The organism is Haloarcula sediminis, assembly GCF_035656455.1.
GTDB lineage: Archaea > Halobacteriota > Halobacteria > Halobacteriales > Haloarculaceae > Haloarcula > Haloarcula sediminis.
Map to the genome: position 1 here is coordinate 68,156 of NZ_JAYMGA010000001.1, position 16,027 is coordinate 84,182.

General features: G+C 65.6%; 17 protein-coding genes. 10 read left to right on the forward strand and 7 right to left on the reverse strand.

Going from position 1 to position 16,027, the window contains the following annotated elements; translation table 11 throughout:
• Nucleotides 1-21: 21 nt before the first annotated feature.
• On the reverse strand, nt 22-657 hold the full coding sequence (locus tag VJ162_RS00355; protein WP_324661637.1) for an FAD-dependent oxidoreductase: 636 nt from the start codon (nt 655-657) through the stop codon (nt 22-24).
• Between the two features lie 119 nt (nt 658-776).
• Between VJ162_RS00355 and VJ162_RS00360 the strand changes: the two genes are divergently transcribed.
• A complete protein-coding gene (locus VJ162_RS00360) occupies nt 777-2,552 on the forward strand; it encodes a 2-oxoacid:acceptor oxidoreductase subunit alpha (protein WP_324661638.1) in 1,776 nt (591 codons plus the stop codon).
• A complete protein-coding gene (locus VJ162_RS00365) occupies nt 2,549-3,412 on the forward strand; it encodes a 2-oxoacid:ferredoxin oxidoreductase subunit beta (protein ID WP_262176101.1) in 864 nt (287 codons plus the stop codon). Before VJ162_RS00360 ends, VJ162_RS00365 begins: the two co-directional genes overlap by 4 nt.
• A gap of 227 nt (nt 3,413-3,639) precedes the next feature.
• On the opposite strand, the gene VJ162_RS00370 is transcribed toward VJ162_RS00365, so the two are convergent.
• Nucleotides 3,640-3,768 (reverse strand): hypothetical protein, encoded by a 129-nt coding sequence (locus tag VJ162_RS00370; RefSeq protein WP_324661639.1) that lies wholly within the window; start codon nt 3,766-3,768, stop codon nt 3,640-3,642.
• Nucleotides 3,769-3,894: 126 nt separating this feature from the next.
• On the opposite strand from VJ162_RS00370, the gene VJ162_RS00375 reads away from it, so the two are divergent.
• From VJ162_RS00375 to VJ162_RS00390, 4 genes are all read left to right on the forward strand, one after another.
• Nucleotides 3,895-4,101, forward strand: a complete 207-nt coding sequence (locus VJ162_RS00375; protein ID WP_324661640.1) for a hypothetical protein — start codon at nt 3,895-3,897, stop codon at nt 4,099-4,101.
• A 68-nt stretch (nt 4,102-4,169) separates the two neighbouring features.
• A complete protein-coding gene (locus tag VJ162_RS00380; protein ID WP_324661641.1) occupies nt 4,170-5,537 on the forward strand; it encodes a cryptochrome/photolyase family protein in 1,368 nt (455 codons plus the stop codon).
• Between the two features lie 102 nt (nt 5,538-5,639).
• Nucleotides 5,640-6,971, forward strand: a complete 1,332-nt coding sequence (locus VJ162_RS00385; protein ID WP_324661642.1) for a metallophosphoesterase — start codon at nt 5,640-5,642, stop codon at nt 6,969-6,971.
• 163 nt (nt 6,972-7,134) lie between these two features.
• Nucleotides 7,135-7,842, forward strand: coding sequence for a ferritin-like domain-containing protein (locus tag VJ162_RS00390; protein ID WP_324661643.1), 708 nt, complete (start codon nt 7,135-7,137; stop codon nt 7,840-7,842).
• A gap of 18 nt (nt 7,843-7,860) precedes the next feature.
• Here the strand turns inward: VJ162_RS00390 and VJ162_RS00395 are convergent, their stop codons facing one another.
• Complete coding sequence (locus tag VJ162_RS00395; RefSeq protein WP_324661644.1) at nt 7,861-9,024, reverse strand: hypothetical protein; 1,164 nt, start codon at nt 9,022-9,024, stop codon at nt 7,861-7,863.
• Nucleotides 9,025-9,139: 115 nt separating this feature from the next.
• Between VJ162_RS00395 and VJ162_RS00400 the strand changes: the two genes are divergently transcribed.
• The 4 genes from VJ162_RS00400 to VJ162_RS00415 all read left to right on the forward strand — a co-directional run bounded on the left by VJ162_RS00400 (nt 9,140) and on the right by VJ162_RS00415 (nt 13,362).
• A complete protein-coding gene (locus VJ162_RS00400) occupies nt 9,140-10,375 on the forward strand; it encodes a digeranylgeranylglycerophospholipid reductase (protein WP_324661645.1) in 1,236 nt (411 codons plus the stop codon).
• Nucleotides 10,376-10,499: 124 nt separating this feature from the next.
• Nucleotides 10,500-11,933 carry a hybrid sensor histidine kinase/response regulator gene (locus tag VJ162_RS00405; RefSeq protein ID WP_324661646.1) on the forward strand — a complete coding sequence of 478 codons (1,434 nt, stop codon included), beginning with the start codon at nt 10,500-10,502 and terminating at the stop codon, nt 11,931-11,933.
• Nucleotides 11,934-12,057: 124 nt separating this feature from the next.
• On the forward strand, nt 12,058-12,777 hold the full coding sequence (locus VJ162_RS00410) for a diacylglycerol kinase catalytic domain-containing protein (RefSeq protein WP_324661647.1): 720 nt from the start codon (nt 12,058-12,060) through the stop codon (nt 12,775-12,777).
• Between the two features lie 123 nt (nt 12,778-12,900).
• On the forward strand, nt 12,901-13,362 hold the full coding sequence (locus VJ162_RS00415; RefSeq protein ID WP_324661648.1) for a DUF7313 family protein: 462 nt from the start codon (nt 12,901-12,903) through the stop codon (nt 13,360-13,362).
• A 180-nt stretch (nt 13,363-13,542) separates the two neighbouring features.
• On the opposite strand, the gene VJ162_RS00420 is transcribed toward VJ162_RS00415, so the two are convergent.
• From VJ162_RS00420 to VJ162_RS00435, 4 genes are all read right to left on the reverse strand, one after another.
• Nucleotides 13,543-13,815 (reverse strand): DUF7314 family protein, encoded by a 273-nt coding sequence (locus VJ162_RS00420; RefSeq protein WP_324661649.1) that lies wholly within the window; start codon nt 13,813-13,815, stop codon nt 13,543-13,545.
• Nucleotides 13,808-14,146, reverse strand: a complete 339-nt coding sequence (locus VJ162_RS00425) for a DUF7315 family membrane protein (RefSeq protein WP_324661650.1) — start codon at nt 14,144-14,146, stop codon at nt 13,808-13,810. The genes VJ162_RS00420 and VJ162_RS00425 overlap by 8 nt, the downstream gene beginning before the upstream one ends.
• A 299-nt stretch (nt 14,147-14,445) precedes the next feature.
• Complete coding sequence (locus tag VJ162_RS00430) at nt 14,446-15,213, reverse strand: cytochrome b family protein (protein ID WP_324661651.1); 768 nt, start codon at nt 15,211-15,213, stop codon at nt 14,446-14,448.
• Nucleotides 15,214-15,217: 4 nt separating this feature from the next.
• Nucleotides 15,218-16,021 (reverse strand): cytochrome b, encoded by an 804-nt coding sequence (locus tag VJ162_RS00435; protein WP_324661652.1) that lies wholly within the window; start codon nt 16,019-16,021, stop codon nt 15,218-15,220.
• Nucleotides 16,022-16,027 lie beyond the last annotated feature (6 nt).

Consider the following 16,027-nt stretch of genomic DNA (forward strand, 5'->3'; position numbering starts at 1 on the left):
CGGCTGCTGTGACGAAAGTCCCTAGCCGAAGTTCTCGACTTTCGCGTCCTCGGTGTCGACACCCGCCCCGTCAAGCGCTGCGGTCGCGTCGTCGAGGAAGTCGGCGAAGCCGTAGATGAACACCTGGCCGCCCTCGCCGGTCGCCTCGGCGACGGCGTCGGTCAGGTCGTCGTCACCGCCGAGCACGCGGACCAGGGCGCCCTGCTCCCGCAGCGCGGCCAGTCGCTCCTCGTGAATCGGCGCGTCGTCCCGGTAGACCACGGCGGCCTCGTTGCCGTCCGCCAGCGCGCGCTCGGCGATACCGATCGCGGGACCGATGCCCGGGCCGCCGGCCAGCAACACTGCCCGCGGTTCGCCCTCGTAGTAGTCCGAGCCGAACGGACCCGAGATGCGGACCGAGTCGCCGGCTTCGAGCGCGGCCAGGTGCGGTGCCACGTCGCCGTCGGGGTCGATACCCACCGTCATCTCGAACTCGCCGTCGACGTCGGGCGAGGAGATCGTGTAGAAGCGCGATTCGTCCTCACCGTCGACGGAGAGAGTGAGCTTGACGAACTGCCCGGGCTGGGCCGAGAAGTCGTCTGGGGTCTCCACGTCGAGAGCGATGGCGTCGGGGCCGACGTCACGGACCGCGGTGACCGTGAGTGAACGTTCGTCCATATCGGCGACGTAGCGGTACGGAGACAAGGGAATTTCGGTCGTTGTCGGGCGTCGGACGATACATGTGTCCACCCGCACACAGAAGTCTTTTTACCCGCCACAGGCTATCAGTTGGCAGTATGCCAGACGACCTCAACTGGGCCATCGGCGGCGAGGCCGGCGATGGAATCGACTCGACCGGGAAAATCTTCGCGCAGGCACTTTCCCGGGCCGGTCGACACGTCTTCACTTCCAAGGACTTCGCCTCCAGGATACGTGGTGGCTACACCGCCTCCAAGATCCGGACGTCGGTCGACCGCGTCGAGAGTGTCGTCGACCGGCTGGACATCCTCATCGCGCTGACCGAACGGACTGTCCACGAGAACGAGGACGAACTCCACGAGGACAGTGTCGTCATCTACGACGGCGAGCGCTCGACGATGCAGGACGTCGAGGTACCCCACGGCGCGACCGCCCTGGAGGTCCCGCTCAAGCGGCTGGCCGAGGAGGCCGGCGGGGCCATCATGCTCAACGTCGTCGCCCTGGGCGCGGCGTGTGAGGTGACGAACTTCCCCATCGAGAACCTCGATGAGAGCCTCCAGAAACGCTTTGGCGACAAGGGCGAGGCTATCGTCGACAACAACAAAAAGGCCGCACGGAAGGGCCAGGAGTACGTCCGCGAGGAGTACGACCACGACTTCGGCTACGACCTCGAAACCACCGACGAGGACTACGTCCTGCTCAACGGCGACGAGGCCATCGGGATGGGCGCCATCGCCGCCGGCTGCCGGTTCTACGCCGGCTACCCCATCACGCCCGCAACAGACGTGATGGAGTATCTGACAGGCCGAATCGACCAGTTCGGCGGCAAGGTCGTCCAGGCCGAAGACGAGCTGTCGGCCATCAACATGGCCCTGGGTGCGGCACGAGCCGGCGCGCGCTCGATGACCGCCACCTCCGGCCCGGGTATCGACCTGATGACCGAGACGTTCGGGCTGGTCGCGACCAGCGAGACGCCGCTTGTCATCTGTGACGTGATGCGCTCTGGCCCCTCGACGGGCATGCCCACGAAACAGGAGCAGGGCGACCTCAACATGACGCTGTACGGCGGCCACGGCGAGATTCCCCGTTTCGTCCTCGCGCCGACGACGATCTCGGAGTGTTTCTGGAAGACCGTCGAGGCGTTCAACCTGGCCGAGAAGTACCAGACGCCGGTCTTCCTCGTCTCGGACCTCGCGATGGCCGTGACCGAACAGACGTTCTCGCCCGAGACCTTCGACATGGACGAGGTCGAGGTCGACCGCGGCAAGGTCGTCGACGAGAACGACATCGACGCGTGGCTCGACGAGAAGGGCCGCTTCCAGGCGCACTTCCCCGCCGCCGACGGCGTCTCGCCGCGCGCGTTCCCGGGCACGACCGACGGCGCCCACATGACGACCGGGCTCGAACACGACGAACTCGGCCGCCGAACGGAGGACACCGAGGTCCGCGTCGAGCAGGTCGACAAGCGAAACCGCAAGGTCGAGACCGCCAAAGAAGAGGAGGACTTCGACTACCGCGAGTTCGGCGACCCCGAAGCCGACACGCTCGTCATCTCGTGGGGCTCGAACGAGGGCGCGATGCGTGAGGGCATGGAGCTGCTCACCGAGGAGGGCATCGACGTGCGGTTCATCTCGGTCCCCTACATCTTCCCGCGGCCGGACCTGACAGAGGCGGTCGAGGCGGCCGAGACGACCATCGTCGTCGAGTGCAACGCCACCGGCCAGTTCGCCGACGTCATCGAACACGACGTCCTCGAACGGGTCGAACGCATCAACAAGTACACCGGCGTCCGCTTTGACGCCGACGAACTGGCCGAGGAAGTGAAAGCGACGATCGCCGGTGCGACCGGCACACAGGAGGTGGAAGCAGAATGAGCTCAGACATTCGATTCACGGATTTCAAATCCGACAAGCAACCGACGTGGTGTCCCGGCTGCGGCGACTTCGGGACGATGAACGGCATGATGAAGGCGCTGGCCGAGACCGGCAACGACCCCGACAACACGTTCATCGTCGCGGGTATCGGCTGCTCGGGCAAGATCGGGACGTACATGCACAGCTACGCCTTACACGGCGTCCACGGCCGCGCCCTGCCGGTGGGCATCGGCGTCAAAATGGCTAACCCGGACCTCGAAGTGATGGTCTCCGGGGGCGACGGTGACGGCTACTCCATCGGCGCGGGCCACTTCATCCACGCGGTGCGGCGCAACGTCGACATGAGCTACGTCGTCATGGACAACCGCATCTACGGGCTGACCAAGGGCCAGGCCTCGCCGACCTCGCGGGAGGACTTCGAGACCTCGACGAGCCCCGACGGGCCCAACCAGCCGCCGGTCAACCCCAAGGCCCTGGCCCTGGCCGCCGGCGCGACGTTTATCGCCCAGTCCTTCTCCTCGAACTCCCAGCGTCACGCCGAACTCGTCCAGGAGGCCATCGAACACGACGGCTTCGGCTTCGTCAACGTCTACAGCCCGTGTGTCACGTTCAACGACGTCGACACCTACGACTACTTCCGGGACACCATCGAGGACCTCGGCGAGACGGACCACGACCGACACGACCGCGAGCAGGCAAAAGAGAAGATCCTGGAGGGCGACAAGGAGTACATGGGCGTCCTCTACCAGGACGAGGACTCGGTGCCCTTCGAGGAGCGTGAGGGCGTCGAGGGCTCCATGGCCGAGATTCCCGACGGCGCGCCCGAGGGCGCGATGGACCTGGTCAGAGAGTTCTACTAGACCACTTTTTGCACGCTTCGGCGGTCGAGCGCGGCGGCGCTCGACACGCCTCCGCGGCAAAAACATGGGGAAAAATCGCGGCGTGCTCCTTTCGCGCGGCGAAGCCGCGCGGCAGTCCGCGCGCCGCGGTCGAACCGGCTCGCTTCGCTCACCGGATGCTACTCCTGGACAGCCTGCCTTTCCCCGAGGCGCGGCACGGAGGCCGCGCCCGGCCACCGCACCACTCGTTACGTTGATTCGGGCGCCTGCAGTTGTTCTTCTTCGTCCTCTTCCTCTCCGCCCTCGCCTTCCTCGCCCTCTTCGCCGCCGCCTCCGCCGGGAATCCCACAGCCGGCGAAGCCGGCCGTGCCGACCATGATACCTGTCCCGAGCAGGAAGCGCCGCGCGAGGTTCCGTCGTCTGTCACACCTGTCAGCTGTTTTGTGTCTAAAACCATCCCCGGCGACGGAAGGGTTGTTTAGCTCGCGGTCGAACGGGTCGCTGTGGACTGGGACCGACTGTACGAGTGGCAACAGGTCGCCGTCGGTGTCGTGGGGCTCGTGCTGACGGTCGCCGTGACCGGACCGGGCGAACACAGCGTGGCCGCTGGCCCGCTCCGACTCGACCCGTTCTACTTCGCTGTCGGCTGTTTCGGGTTCGTCTGCTGCTGGTCGGCCGCCAAGCTGTGGCAGTCACGCGGCGGCGAGTGAGTGGGGCGCCCGTCAATACACAACTGAGTTGGGACCGGACCCATACCCGTCGCTCGCATACCTCGACCATGCACGTCTTTTGGCACCAGCGAGACCTCCGATTGCGCGACAACCGCGGGCTCGCCGCCGCGGCCGAGGATACCGTCGTTCCCGTCTTCGTTATCGACCCCGAAGTTCGCGCGGCGGTCGGCGACCGACAGTGGGCCTTCTGGCTGGCAGGCGTCCGCGAGCTTCGGGCGCAGTACCGCGAGCGGGGCAGCGACCTGCTGGTTCGCGTGGGTGACCCGGCGACGGTCCTCCCCGCAGTGGCCGACGAACACGGCGCCGACCGGGTGTACCACAACGAGCACTACCGGCCCGTCCGCCGGGAGCGCCAGCGGGCCGTCGACGACACAATCGAGACCACCGCCGTCACTGACCTCACCCTCGTCGACCCGGCCACCCTCGAATCGCGCTACGAGAACCACAGCCGGTTCCACGACGACTGGCAGGCCCGGGAGAAGCCCAGTCCGGTTCCGGCCCCCGGCGCCGACGCGCTGGCAGACGTGTCGGACGGCCAGCCCGTCCCCGACGCCGGGGCCGACATCACGCTCCCCGCGGCCGGCGAGGCCGCCGCACGCGAACGCTGGGAGCGCTTTCTGGCCGACGGCATCGACTCCTACAGCGACACGCGCGACGACATGCGAGCGGCCGTGGCGCGTCCCGTCGGCGCGGTCTCGCGCATCTCGCCCTATCTCGCGGCGGGGATGATCGGGATTCGGGAGCTGTGGGCCGACGCCACCGAACGCTACGAGGCCGTCGACGGCGACGCCCGGCGCAACGTCGAGAAGTACCGCTACGAGCTCTCCTGGCGCGAGCAGAACTACAACCTGCTCTATCATCGCCCCTCGCTGCCGTCGGCGAACTACAAATCGTTCCCGAACGCCATCGACTGGGAGAACGACCCCGACAACCTCGCGGCGTGGAAACGCGGCGAGACCGGCTACCCACTTGTCGACGCGGGGATGCGCCAGCTAAACGAGGAGGGATACGTCCACAACCGCCCGCGCCAGAACGTCGCCTCCTTCCTGACCAAACACCTGCTTGTCGACTGGCGCGAGGGGCTTGCCTACTTCGAGGAGCAACTCCTCGACCACGACCCCGCGAACAACGCCGCCAACTGGCAGTGGACCGCCTCCACGGGGACCGATTCCGTCGACGTGCGCATCTTCGACCCGGTCGCCCAGATGAGCAAATACGACGACGGCGCCGACTACGTCACCGAGTACGTTCCGGAACTGCAAGGGGTCGACCCTGCGACAATCGTCGACTGGCCGACGCTCCCGCGGACGGAACGCGAGCGGCTCGCGCCGGAGTACCCCGCCCCTATCGTCGACCGGGACAGTGCCTACGAGCGCGCCCAGCGGGTGTTCGAGCGCGCGCTGGGCCGTCGATAGCGGGTGGCCCACCACGGCGTCGCCGAAACCGACAGACGGGATGGGAAGGCTGAGGGTACGACCCCCCAAAGACCATAACCGTTGACCGACCACTCCACTCCAATGGGTGAGGAGAGCGACGACCGGGTCTGCTATGTCATCAGCGACCTCCATATTGGCGGCGACGAGCAACTGGAGGAAGTTGAGTTTCTCGACGAGCTGCTTGAGTTTCTCAGTCGGCTTGAAACCACCGAGGAGGACGCCGAACTCGTCATCAACGGCGACGCCTTCGGCCTGTGGGAGTTCACGATGGTCGACGGGATGGGAAAATTCGAGGTACTCGCCGACACGTATCCGGAGCTGTTCGCACAGCTGCGTGCGACCGGCGAGAACGTCGACATCACGCTGTTGCCGGGCAACCACGACCACGAGCTGGCGGCCTACGACGAGTACGTCGAGCGGTTCGCCGAGTACAACGTCGACCTCGTACAGGGCCAGTCGCTCAGGCGCACCGTGGGCGACCAGGTCGTCCACTTCGAACACGGCCACCAGCAGGACCCGAACAACCGGATCGAGGCCTGGGGCGACCCCAACGCGACGCCGCTTGGCTACTACTACAACACCCTGGTCACCAGCCGGGCCGGCCAGCTCTCGGACAGGGGCCGGTACAACTGGCTGAAAGACGTCCAGGCGGTGACGCCCACCGAGCGGATGCCGGTGTGGCTGCTCTCGAAGTACTTCTACAGGGAGATGAACCCCCTTATCCGGTATGCCTTGCTCCCCTTCCTGTTGCTTTTCAACGTCAGCGCCGTCCTCGCGGTCGTGGCCGGCCTCGACGTTCTGGGTGTCTGGTCGATGCCGGTCGACGTCACCACTGCGTTCCTCGGCCAGTTTGGCCCCGCCGGCACCGCTGTCCGGACCCTGCTGGCGATAAACGTCGCCATCACCGGGCTCCTGTTGCTCGTGGCCGTCCCGCTTTACTTCCTCCGTCGGGACGTTCGCCAGACGATAAACCGGTTTGGCATCTTCGAGACCGGGCTCACCGTCGACGCCGAGTCGCCCTATGTGGCGGCCGCCGAGGAGATATTCGCGGAGGAGCCACGGGCCTCTATCTACTGTTACGGCCACACCCACCGCCCGACGATGCGGACCGTCGACGGCGGGGTCATGGTCAACACCGGGACGTGGCTCAAGCGTCTCCATCGGCGCGACGGCATCATCGGCCTGCTCCCGCCGGTGTTTTACCCCTCCTACCAGCTCTGTGCCGTCCGCATCGCACCGGAGGCAGCGGGCGTAGCCGTCGAGTACGAACCCATCCAGAAGCCCAGCCCGAGCCCCGAGGAGCTAACGCTGACCGAGCGCCTGCTCACGGTGGGGCGGAAACCTGATACGGACCTGCCCGATCGCGAGGTCATAGAGCGCGACGAGGCAGTCCGGCCTGTCGAGGCCGAGTGAGCCGACTTACTCCGTTTACTGTGGTCTTATCGCCCAGGCGACACGCATACGGCAGTCTGGAACGGCCAGATACCACCGCATACTGACGACTGATTCGAGCGCTACGCAGTGAGGCCGGGCTTGCTTGCGCATAACTAATAGAACACTGACATAATGTGGGCTCGTGACCAACGAAGATACCAACGTAGATTCGGACACTCGACGGCGGTTCCTCGCCGGGACCGCTGGGGCACTTGGCGGCGTCGCCCTCGGTGGCGCGTTCGCTACACCGGCCCTGGCGGAGGAACACGACACGGACAGCGACGAGGAGGACAGCGGTCCCCCGGAAGCGGTCGAAAACGAGTTCGAGGACGACGTCGACATCTTCAACTACGCGCTGACGCTGGAGTACCTCGAAGCGGCGTTCTACGAGGCGGCCCTCGACAACGTCTGTGAGGAGGACCTCGTCGACGACGGCCCGCTCGCGGACTTTGGCGACCCGATAACCGACAGTGTGTACGAGAACCTCGAAACGATACGGGACCACGAGCGGACCCACGCGGAGACGCTCGCGTCGGTCATCGAGAGCCTCGACGGCGAGCCGGTCGACGAACCGGAGTTCGACTTCGGCTCCGCCGTCGAGGAGCCCGACGAGTTCATCGCGACGGCCGTCCAGCTGGAGGACACGGGCGTCTCCGCCTACGCCGGGGCCGCGCCCTTCATCGAGGACGACTCGCTGGTCCCGCCGGCACTCAGCATCCACAGCGTCGAGGCGCGACACGCCGCCTACCTCCGGGCGCTGAACGGGCAGATCCCGTTCCCCGAGGCCTACGACGACCCGCGGTCCCGGTCGGAAGTTCTGGACATCGCGTCGCCGTTCATCGTCGAGTGACGCGCCGCTAGCACGAACTCAGCGGTGACCGGGCAACACGTCGGGCTCGCCCGACCGGTAGATGTACTCGACGGCCACGCCCGTCAGCGGCGAGTCCGCGGCCGTGGCGTACTCCTTTGCCAGGTCCAGATACCGCTCGGTGATGTCGACGACGTGACTGTAGGCGGCCCGGTCGTCCGGCCGGAGCAGGTACTCGGCCGTCACGGGGGTGAGCTGGCCCTCCGCGCGGTCGTCGGCGTAGTCGTCTACGTCGTCCAGCCAGACCTGTGCGCCGATGATGGCCAACACGATGGCTTTCGCGAAGTCGTCGTCAATGTCCAGCCCGGCCAGCCGGTAGAGGTCAAGCATTCCGTCGTAGATGACGCCCACGCGGGCGTACTGGGTCTTGCTGTAGGGAAGCTCCTGCTCGGCGGCCGACAGCGTCGCCGGGGGCTCCTCGTAGTCGGCGAACTTGTACTCCTCGCGGATGGCGTCGACAGCGTCGCCGTCGCCGCCTTCGGCCCGCTGCATCAGCTCCCGGAAGTGGTCGTCGCGGTCCTGGTGGGCCTCGCTGTAGTCGACCGCCCACTGGTAGGCCTCGGCGACCGCGTCGGGCAGGTCAGCGAGTAGCCCGTCCAGATGGGACTGCAGTGTCTCCTGTGCGATTTCCGCCACGCGACGGCGGTCGGTCTCGCTTGCGTCAAAATCAACTTGGAAGTCCTCGAACTCGGCGTCGTTGATGGCGTCGCGCATGTCGCCGTCGACGAGTGCCTCGATGGCGAGGCGGGTCATCTGCTCGGCGCGGACGACCCGCTCGCGGGGGGACAGCGTCGGCGACTCGCCGTCGAGGGCGGCGTCCTCGACCGGCGGGACCCCGTCAGCGAGGCCGTCGCCGACGGGGTCGATGTCGGCGTCCTGTCGGGCGGCGCGGTAGACGTACCCAAGCGTCAGCCGCGCCGGCAAGACGAGCTTCGTGTCGTAGCTAAAGTCGACGGGGCGGCCGAACTCCTCGGCGAGTGCGGCCTCGATGCGGCCGTAGACGTCGTCGAGCATCCGTTCGGTCCGGTCGTCTATCTCTGATTTCAGCGAGAGGCTGCCGTAGTCGAACACGCCCGTGTCGGCGTAGTAGCCAAGCACCGAGCGGAGCGCCGTCGGCAGCCGGCGTCTCTCCGCGAGCGCGGCCGCGCCTGTTTTGAGAACCATCTGTCGTGTCCCGGTATGGACACTGCTGTGACTGGCGGCTTCTTTACCCTTTCGAGAGACGGAGCCGGGAGCCGAGAAAGCAAGACTGATTACGTATACGGCAAACCCATGAGTAATGCGTGACCGCTTTGACGTGGTAATCGCCGGGGCTGGTCCCGCCGGCGGCCAGTGTGCTCGTGACCTGGCCGAGCGGAACTACGACGTGCTGGTCCTCGAAACCGAGTCCGAAGAGGGGTTCCCGCGTCAGAGCAACAAGTCCACTGCTGGCACCTTCCCGTCGGCGATGACCGCCTTCGCCATCCCCGACGAGGTCGTGATGCAGTACACCGACAAGGTCGTCCTGGAGTCGCCCAACGACCACTACACCCGCACCCAGACGGGTGCGGTCCTGGAGTTCGCCGAGTTCAAACAGTTCCTCGTCGAGGACAGCAAGGAGTTGGGCGCAACCTACCGATTCGACTCGCGGGTGTCGGCACCCATCATGGAGGACGGCGAGATAGTCGGCGTCCGCTACGACGGGGACCGGGAGGTGTACGCCGATATCGTCATCGACGCCACCGGCCCCGCCGCGCCGCTGGCGAAGGAACTCGACGTCTGTAACCTGGAACGGGAACACCAGGCCATCGGCATCGAGTACGAGTTCGAGAACGTCGCAGTGAACCACGACGGCTACGCCGACCTGCGGGACGCGATGATGCTCCGTCTGGACCACGACCTCGCGCCAGGGGGGTACTCCTGGATCTTCCACACCGGCGAGGACACGGCGAAAGTCGGGCTGTGTTACATCCAGAACGGCTCGCATCACAAGTACGCCAAGGAGGGGATGGGTATCGACGACTACCTCGAATACTGGCTCGATTCGGACCCCCGATTTGCCGACGCCGAGCGCATCGGAGGGACCCAGGCCCACCGCGGCTCGGCCCACATCCAGCCGCCCAAATCCATGAGCACGGACAACTTCATGGCCATCGGCGACACTGTCCCCACCATCGACCCGCTGTGGGGCGAGGGCATTCACAAGGGGATGAAGTCGGCCCGCGCCGCCGCTGCCACCGTCGACGCGGCGCTGACCCCCGACGAGCCCCAGACCGACGCTGACACCCTCTCGGTGTACGACCAGCTCTGGCACCGTGACGTGGCCCCGAAACACAACGCCCGGCTGATGATGACCGAGCTGCTGTATCTCGCCCCCAACGAGCGCTACGACGAGTTGATGGACGACCTCAGAGAGACCGACAGCGACACCCTCGAACAGATAAACCGTGGCGACCGGCGCGCCATCCTGGAGCTCACCCACCTCTCCGACCTCTCGTTGCTCGCGAAGTACGCCAAGCGGCGCCTGTCCCGCTAGCGGGCTCGAACCCGGGGCTCCAGGTTGACGATATCGCGGTGTCGGGCCGGGGGCTTCTGCCGGCGTGAATTCCATCCGTTTACTTAAGCTTAGACTGCCTTATGCTGGACTATGGATGGACCGCATGCCTGATCCTGTCCACGTTCTGCACGTGGACGACGACCCGGCGTTTGCTGATATGACGACGACGTTTCTGGAACGTGAAGACGACCGAATCAGCGTGCAAACCGCGACCAGCGCCGACGACGGGCTGCAGATCGTTCGGCGGCGTGACATCGACTGTGTCGTCTCCGATTACGATCTGCCGGGACAGAGCGGCATCGGGTTCCTGCGGGCTGTTCGTGAGGAGTGTCCCGACCTCCCGTTTATCCTGTACACGGGCAAGGGGTCCGAGGAAGTCGCTATGGACGCGATCTCCGCAGGCGTTACCGAGTACCTGCAAAAGGGCGGCGGTGCCGACCAATACACGGTCTTGGCCAACCGAATCACCAACGTCGTCGAGTCGTACCGGTCGGAACAGAAGCTGGCCGAACGGAACAAGGACCTCCGTCGGTACAAGGATATGGTCAACTCGATGCAGGATGCCGCCTGTATCTACGATGAAGATGGCAGGTTCGTGGTCGTCAACGAACACCTGGCTGACTGGTACGACACGACACGGGAGGACCTCACAGGCCAGAAGAGCACCCTCCTCCCGTTGGTCCGGGAGCGGGCTACCGACACTGACCCGTATCGAGCGCTGCTCGATGGCGAGCGCGACCAGTATTCGACCGAAATAGAGGTCGAATTTCCCACGCATGGCGACGCGGTGTTGGAGTATCAGCTGACGCCGCTCCTCGTCGATGGAACAGTCGAAGGTATCGTCGGGGTGTCCCGCGAGATAACGAAGCTGAAAGAGCGCGAGCAGGAGCTCCGGGAGGAACGCGACCGCCTCGACGAGTTCGCGGGCGTCGTCAGCCACGACCTCCAGAACCCGCTGTCCGTCGCGCGGGGGCGGGTCGAACTCGCACAGGCGGAGTGTGACAGTGAGCATCTCGACACCATCTCGACGGCACTGGACCGTATCAGCCGTATTACCGAGGACGTACTCTGGCTAGCCCGGGAGGGGCGGGACATCGGCTCGGTAGCGGACGTTCCCCTGGCCGGGACGGTCGACGACGCGTGGGACATCGTGGCAGACCGCGACGAACACACCGCGTTACGCTACGCCGACGAGGCGGCCCCGACAGCCACGGTCGAAGCGGACAGTGACCGACTCCGCCAGCTCATCGAAAACCTGCTGAGCAACGCGATTGAACACGGCGGGGAGGACGTCACTGTCACCGTTGGGACGGTGGACGACGGGTTCTACATCGAAGACGATGGTCCCGGTATCCCCGAAGACAGGCGCACCGACGTGTTTACCGCCGGTTATTCGACTGCCGACGAAGGGACCGGCTTCGGGCTGAGCATCGTCAAGCGGATAACCGAAGCCCACGGCTGGAACATTCAGGTGACAGAGGGGGCTGCCGGCGGTGCGCGATTCGAGATCACCGGTGTCGAGTTCGGGTCGAAATAAGCTGTCAGCGCGCTCTAGTGACACGCTCTCTGGGATGTCCGGCGAGTCGCCGTCGGTCCGCAAGTGGCTCGCTGCCGGTCCGAGTGCGGCAACTTTTTCTCCGACCGGCGGGGACCCTCAGCCAATGAGTGACAGCCCCGTGGGCGTGGTCGGCGACCCGGCGGTGGCCGACCGACTCCGCGAGGCGGGGGTCGCCGTCGAAACGGGTACCGTTGGTACCGTCCCCCCGACGGAGCGGGTCGTCGCCGTCGGTCGGCAGGCGATGCGAGCCGTCGCGACCGCCAGTGCTGACCCGCTGGTGCTCCCGGTCGACGCCGGCCGAGGCGTCCGCTCCGTGGCCCGGGAGTCCGTTCCGGCCGCCGTCGCGGGGCTTGACGAGGCTGACACGGAGCTGCACCCGGTCTTCGACGTGTCCGTCGCCGGTGTCGACGCCGGCACAGCGCTGTTCGACGTGACAGCCGTCACCGTGGAGGCCGCTCGCATCTCCGAGTACGCCGTCGAGACGACCACAGACACTGTCGGACAGTTCCGTGCTGACGGGGTGGCACTGGCGACGCCGTCGGGGTCGACGGGCTACGCGCGCCGCATCGGCGGCCCGGTGCTCGCGCCGGCCGACTCGGTCGGCGTGGTCGCCCCCATCGCCCCGTTCCAGACGAACCCGGACCACTGGGTGGTCTCGCTCGACGGGCTCTCTCTCTCGGTCGAGCGCGACGAGGCCACCGTCGCGCTGTACGTCGACGGCGAGGAGGCGGCGACGGTGGCCCGTGGCGAGACGGCCCGACTGCGGCGGGACCGGTCGCTGCGGGTCGCAGTCCTCGGGGAGAGCCGGTCCCGATTCCGCTGATACCGGGGTGTTACAGCGCGGTCCCGACCGCAGTGTCGGCACCGTCCGTGCGTAATTTCCAACGCTCCGTACGCCCTCCGGAAATTGGAAAGACACTAATGGCCGTCGGACACAGAATCAGGTATGCAGCCAGACGTCATCCTCTTCGGGCCGCTGGACACCGTCTTCGGGAGCGAGGGACCCGGTGGCGTGCTCGTCATCGAGTACGTCCTGTTGGCGCTCGTCCTCGCTAACTTCGGGACGCGACTGCTGGCCCACCGACGACACGAGTCCCAGTACGAGGAGGGCGGTGCGGAGGAGATCACCCGCCATCCGGCACACGTCGCGAGCAACGTCCTGTTGATTCTCACCTCGTTCCTCTATATGACCATCGCCCACCACGGCGGGATGGTCATGTCGGTGCTCGTCCTCGGAGCCGTCATCACCGACTTCTTCGAGTTCGAGTCCCGCAAGGTCGAAGCGCGCCGGGACATCCCGCTCGAACGACCTAAGGGCGCCATCGCCGCCGTCGTGCTCCTCGCGATGTACGCCGGCTACCAGGCGCTGTTCTGGGTCATCAAGGGCCCCTGGTCCGCGGTTATCTGACGCGGTCTCCTTCTCGATTATCGCCCTCGGGGTAGTTTGCAAGCGACTGTGCCACGGCAGTGTCCTGTCCGCCCGGACGGCTGGACCACCGTTCCCGACTCGCCGTCAGCGGCACACCCAGTCACGACTGGTACCCGTTCGTACATTCTGGAAGACGGTCCCGCAGAAGATCGCCCGCGCTCAGGCCGAGCGCTCGTCGAGGTACTCGCGCAGTTCGCTGACCAGCGGGATGACGACCCAGAACGTCAGCGCGCCGAAGACGGCGAACCAGAAGAACGCATCCATCAACAGCAGTGCGGCGGAGTCAAACACCGTCAGCGACTCCGCTGGCGGTAACTCGCCGATGAGCTGTGCCCCCTCGAAGCTCGGCGTCCGGTACCAGCCCGCGATGGTCATCCAGCCCAGGCCGCCAACCATGAGGGCGGCGAACCCTTTCATGAACTCGTCAGCCATTACTAGAGGGTTCGTCAGCGTCGTCTTTAGACTTTCCCATCTCCTCGGTTCGAAACCGCGTCGAGAACGCGTAGACGACAGTCCCCGCGAGGATGAGCCCGATACCCAGAACGGCGATTGGGATGTCAATCTCGGAGGCCGGGGCCGACGCTCTGTCAGTCGCCACGTCGACGAGGATGAACCCGCCGACGACGCTGAGTATCGCAAACAGCGTCGAGAACACGGTCACCGTCTTGTAGAGGCGAAGCGGGACGACGACCTCCCGCTGTTTCCCCTCGCCCGAACTGGTTATCTGGGGCGGGTCCTCGGTCTCCTTGTCGGCCTCGCTCATTGTCGTTCCTAGGTGATACAGCTACTTGACTGCGGCGAGATGGCTACAGAGTGTCGGTGCTGTTTTCGTTGCGACGCAGAACAGCCGGCAAGTCCCGCCCGACTCGGGCGCCTCGCTGTGCTCCTCGGCCTACGGCCTGCGGTACTTGCGTCAACACACAGGGGTGAGCGACGCGGTCGACGAGAAGCGCAGCGAGTCTCTCGACCGACCGAAGGCGATCGGGGCTTGCTGACTGTAGTAACTGCATTAGTCGCTCGGACAACCGGCGCTGGCAAGAACGGCCAGAAAATCTGCTGCGATTACTTCGGCGGTCGCAGCCGGTAGTAGCGGCGGTTGAGCGTGAACATGTAGCCTTCACGCATCGTCTTCAAGACCGCGTAGGTGATCGTCGCGCTGACGATGGGCACCAGGAACGTCAGGTCAAAGAGGAGATGGGAGTCCATCGGGATGAGGTTCTTGATCGACAGGGCGGCGATCGTGAGGCTGAAGACGACGCCGGACATCCCGACGGCGGCCCAGAACGGCTGCTCGACGGGACGTCGTGCCGACCCCTTGTTGAGGAAGGGGACGATGGCCACGAAGCCGACGACCACGACGTTGGCCAGCACCCCGTAGGTCCGGTCGGCCATTATCTTCTGGCCGCCAAGTATCGCGAGGTCGGGGTTCAGCGGACCGAGTTTCAGCAGGCCAAAGGACCAGTAGAGATACCAGTCGGGCAGGATGATAGCCGGCGTCACGCCGGAGTTTGCGGGGTTTGGCATCTCCGGCGGGAGCGCCGCCGCCACGAACAGGATCATCCCGACGAAGAAGCTCGTCAGGGCGAGGTTGCGCATCATCTCGTGGGGCCAGGCCGGGAACGCCAGCACGTCCCGTTCCACGTAGTCGGACTGCTGGCGCAGGTCCTGGTCCTCCCGGCGGCCGCGTTCGAAGTACTCGTAGGTGAGCCGGGAGAGCCCCTGCGTGCGCTGCTTGCGCTCGGACCACGATGGGGTCTCGTCGTCCGGGGCGACGATACCCGAGCCCGAGCCGTCGGTGCGAACGTCGTCGTCTGATTCGGTGTCGCTCATTGTCTTAGTGTGGCTCCGCGATGCCCTGCATCCAGACGATGCCGATGTGCAGGGCGATGACGGCGGTCGTGATGAACGGCAGGAAGAACACGTGCAGGATGTACATCCGTTGCAGCGTGGCCTGTGACAGGGTGAACCCGCCGAACATCAGCTGTGCGACCCACTCGCCGATGAGCGGGATGGAGAGTGACATCTCGACGCCGATCTGGCCCGCCCAGTAGGAGAGCTGACTCCACGGGAGCAGGTAGCCGGTGTAGCCAAAGACGAGCGTCAGCGAGATGAGGATGATGCCGATGAGCCAGTTGAGCTCGCGGGGTTCCTTGTACGCGCCCGTGAAGTAGACACGGAGCATGTGGAGAAACACCGCGGCGACCATGATCTGGGCGGCCCAGCGGTGGACCGACCGGAGGAAGTAGCCGAGGTTGAGCTGGCCCATGATGAGCATCACCGAGTCGTACGCCACCGTCGGCGAGCCGTCGGCGGCCGCCGCTGCGGGGGCATAATAAAAGCCAAGCAGCGCGCCCGAGATGGCGGCGACGATGTACGCGATGGTCGAAAAGGAGCCAAGCGCGTACAGCGGATACCAGTACCAGAACTTGTTGTCGAGGTTGTACTGCTCGGTGTGGCTCTTTGGCATCTGCATGTTGACCTTGTAGTAGAGGTCCTCGAGGATCTCCAGGTAGTCAACGACGCGCAGGCGCTTGTCGAGCCAGATGAGTGTCGTGAGGTAGATGCTCTCGAGCGGGGATAGCTCGCGCGATTCCATCCACCCTTTGTGGTCGTGGTCGTCTTTGCGTTCTAGGCTCATGGTTGG